This is a genomic window from Sulfitobacter sp. 1A13496 (genome assembly GCF_043557225.1).
GTDB classification, from domain to species: domain Bacteria; phylum Pseudomonadota; class Alphaproteobacteria; order Rhodobacterales; family Rhodobacteraceae; genus Sulfitobacter; species Sulfitobacter faviae.
This window is the reverse complement of the sequence record NZ_JBIFFP010000008.1, coordinates 155884-163710: the sequence shown is the minus strand read 5'-3', so window position 1 is coordinate 163710 and position 7827 is coordinate 155884. Positions and strand designations below refer to the sequence as shown.

8 protein-coding genes and 1 pseudogene are annotated in these 7827 nt (G+C 58.4%); 6 read left to right on the top strand and 3 right to left on the bottom strand.

Annotated elements, in window-relative coordinates; translation table 11 throughout:
* Positions 1 to 433 (bottom strand): annotated as a pseudogene (locus ACGYLX_RS16535) (cation transporter); the annotation flags it as partial.
* A gap of 63 nt (positions 434 to 496) precedes the next feature.
* On the opposite strand from ACGYLX_RS16535, the gene ACGYLX_RS16530 reads away from it, so the two are divergent.
* Positions 497 to 847, top strand: a complete 351-nt coding sequence (locus ACGYLX_RS16530; RefSeq protein ID WP_014132722.1) for a helix-turn-helix transcriptional regulator — start codon at positions 497 to 499, stop codon at positions 845 to 847.
* 214 nt (positions 848 to 1061) lie between these two features.
* Here ACGYLX_RS16530 and ACGYLX_RS16525 read toward each other — a convergent pair whose 3' ends face one another.
* Positions 1062 to 1436, bottom strand: a complete 375-nt coding sequence (locus ACGYLX_RS16525) for a winged helix-turn-helix transcriptional regulator (RefSeq protein WP_394393642.1) — start codon at positions 1434 to 1436, stop codon at positions 1062 to 1064.
* A gap of 133 nt (positions 1437 to 1569) precedes the next feature.
* Between ACGYLX_RS16525 and ACGYLX_RS16520 the strand changes: the two genes are divergently transcribed.
* Positions 1570 to 2178 (top strand): NAD(P)H-dependent oxidoreductase, encoded by a 609-nt coding sequence (locus ACGYLX_RS16520; RefSeq protein ID WP_394450868.1) that lies wholly within the window; start codon positions 1570 to 1572, stop codon positions 2176 to 2178.
* Positions 2165 to 2866, top strand: a complete 702-nt coding sequence (locus tag ACGYLX_RS16515; RefSeq protein WP_394393646.1) for a glutathione S-transferase family protein — start codon at positions 2165 to 2167, stop codon at positions 2864 to 2866. The genes ACGYLX_RS16520 and ACGYLX_RS16515 overlap by 14 nt, the downstream gene beginning before the upstream one ends.
* Before the next feature lie 522 nt (positions 2867 to 3388).
* Here the strand turns inward: ACGYLX_RS16515 and ACGYLX_RS16510 are convergent.
* Positions 3389 to 3514 carry a ribbon-helix-helix protein, CopG family gene (locus tag ACGYLX_RS16510; RefSeq protein ID WP_394377500.1) on the bottom strand — a complete coding sequence of 42 codons (126 nt, stop codon included), beginning with the start codon at positions 3512 to 3514 and terminating at the stop codon, positions 3389 to 3391.
* A 161-nt stretch (positions 3515 to 3675) separates the two neighbouring features.
* On the opposite strand from ACGYLX_RS16510, the gene ACGYLX_RS16505 reads away from it, so the two are divergent.
* From ACGYLX_RS16505 to ACGYLX_RS16495, 3 genes are all read left to right on the top strand, one after another.
* Entirely contained in the window at positions 3676 to 4131 is a 456-nt protein-coding gene (locus ACGYLX_RS16505) for a hypothetical protein (protein WP_394393651.1), read from the top strand.
* A gap of 137 nt (positions 4132 to 4268) precedes the next feature.
* Positions 4269 to 5225: a GIY-YIG nuclease family protein gene (locus ACGYLX_RS16500; protein WP_394393652.1), complete on the top strand. Its 957-nt coding sequence runs from the start codon at positions 4269 to 4271 to the stop codon at positions 5223 to 5225.
* A 149-nt stretch (positions 5226 to 5374) separates the two neighbouring features.
* Positions 5375 to 7684, top strand: coding sequence for an AAA family ATPase (locus ACGYLX_RS16495; RefSeq protein ID WP_394450865.1), 2310 nt, complete (start codon positions 5375 to 5377; stop codon positions 7682 to 7684).
* Positions 7685 to 7827: the final 143 nt, after the last annotated feature.

The following is a 7827-nucleotide window of genomic DNA, read 5'->3' as shown; positions in this document are numbered from 1 at the left end:
GGCCCAGAAAGGTGATTGCGCCGTCGCCCAAAAAATCCAGGGCATCTGCTTTCAAAGCTTGCGATCCGGACAGGAACCCGCCGAACATCTCGATCACCCCGTAGCCGAGATTGAGCAGGACTACGATCCAGAGCGCGCGGCGATAGCTCGGGTCTTTGTAAGCCGGATCGGACGATGTATCCCCGCTCTTGATCAGCTCAAAGCCATAGCCGGTTGCGTCCAGTGCTGGACGCACTTTCGGCAAGTCGTCTTCGGCGATCCGCAATGTCATGACATGGGTTGCGGCAGACACCTTCACATCGCCTTCAGCCACGCCCGCAGACCGAGCGGCCCGTTCGATCTCGGCGGCATCCTTGGCGCAGTCCATGCCATGCACCCGCATCCGGATCGGCAAAGACGTTGTAGGCAATGTGGTGTTATCTGCTCGGCTCATATGCGATCCTCTTGAAGGTAGCGTGCGAAAGAAGTCGCCGCTAACATATCAGTGGATAATGATATGACATTGCAAAACATTCAAGACGATCTTTCGGCAGCTGACACCCTTGAGCCGCGGGCAAAGCTCTTCCGGGGTCTCGGCGACCCCAGCCGTCTTGCGATCCTCGATGCGCTACTGTCGGACGAACGCAGCGTGCAGGAAATCGTTACCCAAACAGGTCTTGGTCAGCCCAATGTCTCGAACCATCTGCGCTGCCTTTTGGATTGCGGTCTGGTCAGTCGCAGGAACGAAGGTCGGTTCGTCCGGTATCGCCTTGCGGACAGGCGGATTGCTGATCTCATCCGCGACGCAGATCAACTACTTGCCTCGACAGCCGTAGGGGTCGATGCCTGCCGAAGCTATACGGATTAACCGACGTGTCCTGCTGCAATGTTCTATTGGTGCGCCAGGCCTAAAGCAGCCATTTGCGCAGCCGCAGCAAAATGGCGCTTTGTCCGCATTGCGGTCATTGACCATACCAAAATGCTGCACTCCGCCGACAACGTCCGCTTTGGGGAAGCTGCATTGCGGCACTGCGACCGTCGGTCAATGTCTCCTTTGGGCCGATCATGCCATCTACAGGCCATCACTTTTCGGTGGTCAAACTCTTCTGCAGGCCCTCACTCCACTTGCGCAGTTCGTCCAGGAAACCCAAGGCTGTGCGCCCCAAGTCGGTGATTTCGTAAACCACGGTGATCGGAGCAGTGTCGCAGACTTCGCGCCTAACCAGCCCCTGGTTTTCGAGTTGCCGCAAGCGTTCCGTGATCATCTTCTTGGATGCGCCGCCGATCATCCGGGCGAGGTCGTTGAACCGCACCGGCCCATCTTTGACGTGCCAAAGGATAGAGCCAGTCCATTTCCCTCCGATGATCCGCATGCCACGCTCGATCGCGCAGGGCTCGGTGCAGGCATTTGCCGCGCTCCGTCGGCCAGCACCGTCTATTTCGATCTTTGCATCCATCGTTTCGCGCTCCGCTGATCTGTTCCGGCTTAGGTTACAAAAAGTATACTGGTTGTTTTTGCTGCCCACCACATTCATCTCATCCCGGACCCCGCCTATGTCAAGCGGGCGCAGCAACGATGGAACAGACGACATGAGCAAGATCTACATTCTGAACGGCGCGCAACCCTATGAATTTGCCCCCGGTAAACTCAACGAAACGCTGGTAGAGCGCGCCAAGGCCACATTTGCGGCGCAGGGACACGAGGTCCGCCTGACTACGGTGGCAGCCGGTTACGATGTGCAGACCGAGGTGGACAGCCACCTCTGGGCGGACGGGGTCGTCCTGCAGTTCCCGGTGAACTGGATGGGCGTGCCGTGGTCGTTCAAGAAATACATGGACGAGATCTACACGGTCGGCATGGGCGGGCAGCTTAGCAACGGCGACGGGCGTAGCGCTGCCGCACCGAAAGCGAATTACGGCATGGGCGGCAAGCTGGCAGGAACCCGTTACATGATCTCGGCAACGCTGAACGCCCCGGCTGAGGCCTTCGACGACCCGGCAGAGCCGTTCTTCGAGGGCATGTCCCTGGACGACCTCCTGCGCCCGGTCCATCTGAACGCCAAGTTCTTCGGCATGGCGCCGCTGCCGACTTTCGGGGCTTTCGACGTGATGAAGAACCCCGACGTAACCACAGATCTTGCCCGGTTCGACGACCATCTGGCAATGACCTTCGGGGAGTTTTCTAATGACGCGGCCTGACATTGTCCTCTACACCGCCAACACAATGAACGGCTGGAAGCCTCTGATCTTCCTGCACGAAGCGCAGATCGACTATGAGCTGGTGCCGATCGATTTCGGCAAGAAGGAGCAGAAGGCGCCGGATTATCTGCGCCTGAATCCGAACGGGCGCATTCCGACCATCGTGGATCGCGGCGCGGATGACTTCGCCGTGTTCGAGAGCGGTGCGATCCTGTGTTATCTCGCCGAGAAATACGACCGCTTCCTCAGCCACGATCTCAAGGAGCGCTCGGAGACGCTGCAATGGCTTATGTTCCAGATGGGCGGGATCGGCCCGATGATGGGCCAGGCAATGTTCTTCCAGCGGATCGCCAAGCCGAATGGCGACGAGGTGCCCTATGCCGTTAACCGCTACGTGACCGAGAGCCGCCGCCTGCTGGAAGTGCTGGATACGCGGCTTGCCGGGCGCGACTGGCTGGTCGGCGATGCGATGTCCATCGCGGATATCGCGACCTACCCCTGGGCGCGCAGCTACTTCTGGGCCACGGTGAGCGTCGACGGATTGCCGAACCTGCAAGCGTGGTTCGACCGCATTGACGCCATGCCGCGGGTCCAGGAGGCGCTGCAACTGCCGGAGCCGCGATCGTCGGCTTTCGGTCAGGGCGATACGGAGGCTGCGGCCGCAGAGAACGCAGCGCGTTTCCGCTGAACAGCTGACGCGCTGTCTCACGGAGAGGTCAAGTCAGCGCGTCATTTCCCTTCTAAGAGCAGTGGTTCGGATCAATGTCCGCTTGATGCTGCTGCGAAGCAGCGTCGAAGCAGTGTTCTGAAGGTCGGGAATGGGCCGAGAGCTGACCCGGTTGCTCCGGGCGGTGAGCAGACACTCGCCGCGGCACTGACTGAAAACCGCTTCGGGCCGTTCGCGACAAGCGCATCTATCCTGCCACCGAAGCCTCCAGATATTTACGAAGTCTTCTTGGGCTCGGAGGAGACTTGCGGGGGTGCCGCGTGCCATTCGGTTTCATGCCCATCTGAACGTCTGCTCCTACTGTTCCAGCGCAATCCCCCCTCGCAACAGCGGCGAATGGCTCCTCCCCGCCCAAAGTAATGGCTCTAGGCAACGGCGAACATACGCGCTCGCCGCGTTCGGATATGGTTTGCTTGCGTCAAATATAGACCCCGGCTGGTCGATTTTTTTAGGTTTAGCATAGCCTAGTCACTGCAATGAAAACTAACTCTCCCGCCTTCGCCGCGCAGCCCAGTCCTCAATGATCCGCCTGATCAATTCCGGCCTGCTGGGGAGATCTTCATCCACTCGCCGCGCCTCGTCTAGGGCCGCTAAAAGTTCTGTTGGCATCCTAACCATGACCGGTTGAGTGTCGACTCTTGGGCGTCCGCGTGATTTCATGATATTGCCTATTGACAGGTTTGATTTCTTGATATCATATGGAAGCACGAAAGCGGAGAAGCTGCAACTCCTCCGCTTTCGCTAACCGAAACGATCAGATGGAGATCATTATGGCTGACACACATACTACCACGGCACCGAACGGGGCTGAACCCTCTGTTGAGTTCGCGTCTCCCGACCGTCTGGAGTTCCGGAATACTCTGGATCTTCTCTTCGCGGCGCTCCGTGCGGATTGGGAGTATTTCGCGGCACCGTCGAATGCTCCTAGCCGCGCAAAACTGGGCCATGCCGCAGCATCGGTTTGGGCAGCCTGCATCCAGTCGCTGCACGCCGTTCAGAATACGCAAGATGGGCACCCGGATCTGCAAGCAGCCGCGGCACGGATGCTTGAGACCATTCCGGAACAGGCCCCGAAACCAACTTGTGTCAGTCTTCATGGCGCGCACATCCTGTCGAGCGCAAAGAAGCACAGAAAGGCGTGCCCCGGAGTGGCCGACCTGCTGGAAGAAGCGTTTTGCCTCTTGGAAGCCTACAGCGCGAACTTGGTCGTCATGAGCCTGCGCTGATCGGACGCGAAATCAGTTGCCGCACTATTCCTTTTGGTGCGCCTCGCACGGCTTCGATGCGGCAGCTTTCCTTCCCAAAACCCCACCCCGCGACCGCTCCTTCCTCCGGCGCGCGACAGATTCGATTGGAGTCTTGAATGCCTATCACCAATTCTATCTACGCCTTTCCAATCGATGGAAAATTCCGACGAGTTCACCACGGGCCCATTCTCGCGAATTGGAAGAAAGCCGCAGATGCAAAAGGCTTTGCCATCGTAGGCCGTGCCGTCAGTCATGAGCACCTCGTTCTTGGGTGCAAGACCTGTGGTTCGCCGACTCTGAAGCGCGTCAGCGTTGTTCGAGATCACAATCCAGAATGTCCTCATTGTATCCGAACGCGCCGCGAGAATGCCGCCGCGGGCTATGGTGCTACCCTTCTAGGACCTGACCCAAAAGGTAAGCGACGCTACGGCCTTTACGAGTTGCCCTGCGGCCATGCCGATCGCCGGCAGCATACACGTGTCGAGACCGCGGCGGCTGGTGGGCACAAATTGAGCTGCGGTATTTGTTTGAGAGCACGTCATGCCAGAGAGGCAGAAGCGCAGGGCTGGCAGTTGATCTGCAATGCAGACCGCAAGCATGCCAGCTATCGTCGATACGAACACGCCTGCGGCCACCGGCAAAACGTGACGATTGCAAACATGCGGCACGGCGACGTCGACTGCGCCAGCTGCGGTGAAAGCTGGACATCCAAGCCGAGCAAGATTTACCTCCTCCGCTTCCAGCTTCCGGAATCTCCGGTGATCAAACTGGGGTACAGCAGCAATCCGGAATACCGGGTGCGGCAGGTCCAGCATGACCCGCTGGTGACCAAGGGGGCCGTCATTCGCGACATCCCGATGACAACGGGACATCAGGCTGTCCGCATCGAAAAGGCACTGCACTCCTTCATTGCAGCTTCTTGGCCCGACCTGATCGTGCCGTCTAAGAATTTCGAACAGCACCTCCGTACTGTTAGTGAAATTTATGACCATCGTGCGGAGGCCTTTATTTCCGACCTTCTCGATGCCGTCGTCGACGGTTGGGATCCGACTTCGGACATGCCTCCATTCTGACCTCCTACTGATACCGAAGCGTAGCCGCGCCCTGCGCTGCGCTTCCTCCCTCCCATCGTTTCCGGAACCTTTCCCCTATGGCACCACTATCATTGAACCCGCGCGCCAGCGCGCTCTCTCCGCATGTTCGCTCGATCATGCGCCCTCTCTTGCGTCGCATTGCCCTTTGGCATCGCGACCGTGTCGCGGAAGCCCGCGTCATCAGCGGCTCACCTGCTGATTTTGACGCGGAGACCTGCGACCTCGCCGTCGGTACTGGCGTGCCGCCCAGTTTCGACGCGATGCTCACACCGCTTCAGGCGCGTTTCGATGCGCTCTATTCCGCGACACCAGCGGCTTCCGGAATGACCGACAGCGAGGTCGCGGAAGCCATCGCAGAGCGCTGTGACCCTTGGGCGGAGGAACTTGATACCCATCGCACCAGCCCTTTGCCTCAGCCTCCAGTGGCTTCATTGCTCTACGCCGCGCGCTTCGCGACCTTGCTTCAAAGCGACAAAGACATCGAAGTCTTTACGAAGTCGCGGTCTTTCACCCAGCTTGCGGTCGCATCCTCCCAAGACCTGAAAGCTGTTCGGCGCGAGATCGAGCGGATCCTGGAGTGGCTTTCAGACTTGGATCATCATTTGGATAGCCGGTGGCGGGGCTTCGAAATCGTCGTTCAACAAGAGGCGCTGACGGGCTCCAAAAGCGAAACAGAGAAGCGGGGAGAGCATTTTGAGAATGCCATCGCTTCTGCGGTTCGCAAAGGTGCGAAAGTTATCGTTCTCACCCAGGGCCTCGCTTCTCTTCCCCCCGTCGGACGCGCGATGTGTCAAAGTGCTCTCCACCTCCCGCCGCTATCGGCTGAAATCTGGATTGAGGTCCTGCGGGTCACGCATTCTGCGACTGGCGAGGTTGCCACGGAAAATCTCCGCACGCTGCTCTCGGAGTCCAGTTCTCTTGCCGCCTTGCCGCTTGCAGTCATTGAGAGCGCATTTCGCGAACCGACGACACTCACTGTCGCAAGAACCCTTGCAGACGCAGCGGCCCGCCTCCGGAAACCTACCGGAAAAACCTTGGAAGATGTTGTGCTGAATGACGCCGCACGCGACCGCATGGATCGTTTGGTCGCTGACATCGGAGCGTGGCGTTCCAGAAACCTGGCGTGGTCAGAGGTCCCCGCTTCCGTCCTTTTGTATGGCCCGCCGGGAAACGGTAAAACGTTGCTCGCAGCGGCATTGGCGGGTTCCCTTGAGGTGCCTCTGATCTCGACAAGCTATTCCGATTGTCAGCGGCATGGCCATCAAGGTGACATGCTTCGCGCACTGTCTGACAAGGTTAACGAAGCCATCCGGAACGCCCCCAGTGTATTCTTTCTCGACGAGTTGGACTCCTTCACCCACCGGAACGTGCCTAGCCGCCGAAACGATTACATTGTCGGCGTGGTCAATGGGCTGCTCGAACACCTGTCCGTGCTCAACGACACGCCGGGCGTGGTGGTGATGGGGGCCACGAACTACCGCGATATGATTGACCCGGCGATCATCCGCACCGGACGTTTCGACACCCACTTGCAGATCGGCCATCCGGAACGCGCTGCGATCATCCGCATTCTCGCGAAGGCAATCGGAAAGCCCGAAGGCCAGTTTGACCTTGCGCCCATCGCAAATCAGCTGTTGGGAGCATCCGGAGCCCAGGTTGTGGGAATTGTTCGCGAAGCGCTCGGATTGGCTCGATCAGAAGCCGTTGAATTGCAAGACCAACACCTGCAGGATGCCGCATCAAGGATCGCACGGCCTCATGATCAATACCTGCTCTGGCGTATGGCTGTCCACGAGGCCGGTCACATCGTCGTTGCCCATCATCTCGGCATTCCGCCCGCCAGAAAGGCTGTGCTGACAAACACTGGCGGATCCGTTGAAATTCCGGAAAGCCCCTTGGAATGCCAAACAACTGTCCGGCACCGTATTGCGACGCTGATGGCCGGGCGGGCTGCGGAACAGGTTATCCTGGGCAGTGTTTCTAACGGAGCCGGGCTTGGGCCCAGCTCGGACCTCGCCGAAGCAACGCGCCTCGCTGGCCGCGCCCTATTTGAATGGGGCTTGGGTACTCAGCTTGCGCACATTCCGATCGATATCACACTGCGGTACGGAACCGCACACGCTGCAAACGCCGATGTGGAGAATTGTTTAGGAGCCGCGGAGGAGATCGCCCGTAAGATCATCCAGACCTACCGAAAAGATATCCTTCGGATCGCAGTAACGATGGTCGAAGAGCGTGAGTTTTCAGCCGATCGCATTTCAGAACTCTTATGCGGAAAAAACACGAATTGCCGAAATTCGGTTGTTGACCGGCGCGCATCAACGGGTCTGAAAGCCTTCGGTCCAGCCACGGCAATAGCTAAGCACCGCGGCTTCGAGGCGATTGGTCCACGGCTTGAAAAGTTTCACAAATGGTTGCACAGTTGGTTGCACATATAGAAAAATGAGCATGCTTCGATGGATTTAAAAGTGAGCAATAACAAAATCTTGAATGCCTAGATCCGAAATTCGCTCCGATCCCTACCGCCGGAGCCAATCTCTCATAGAGATCAATTAGATAAAGCCGCCTCAATAGGCGGCTT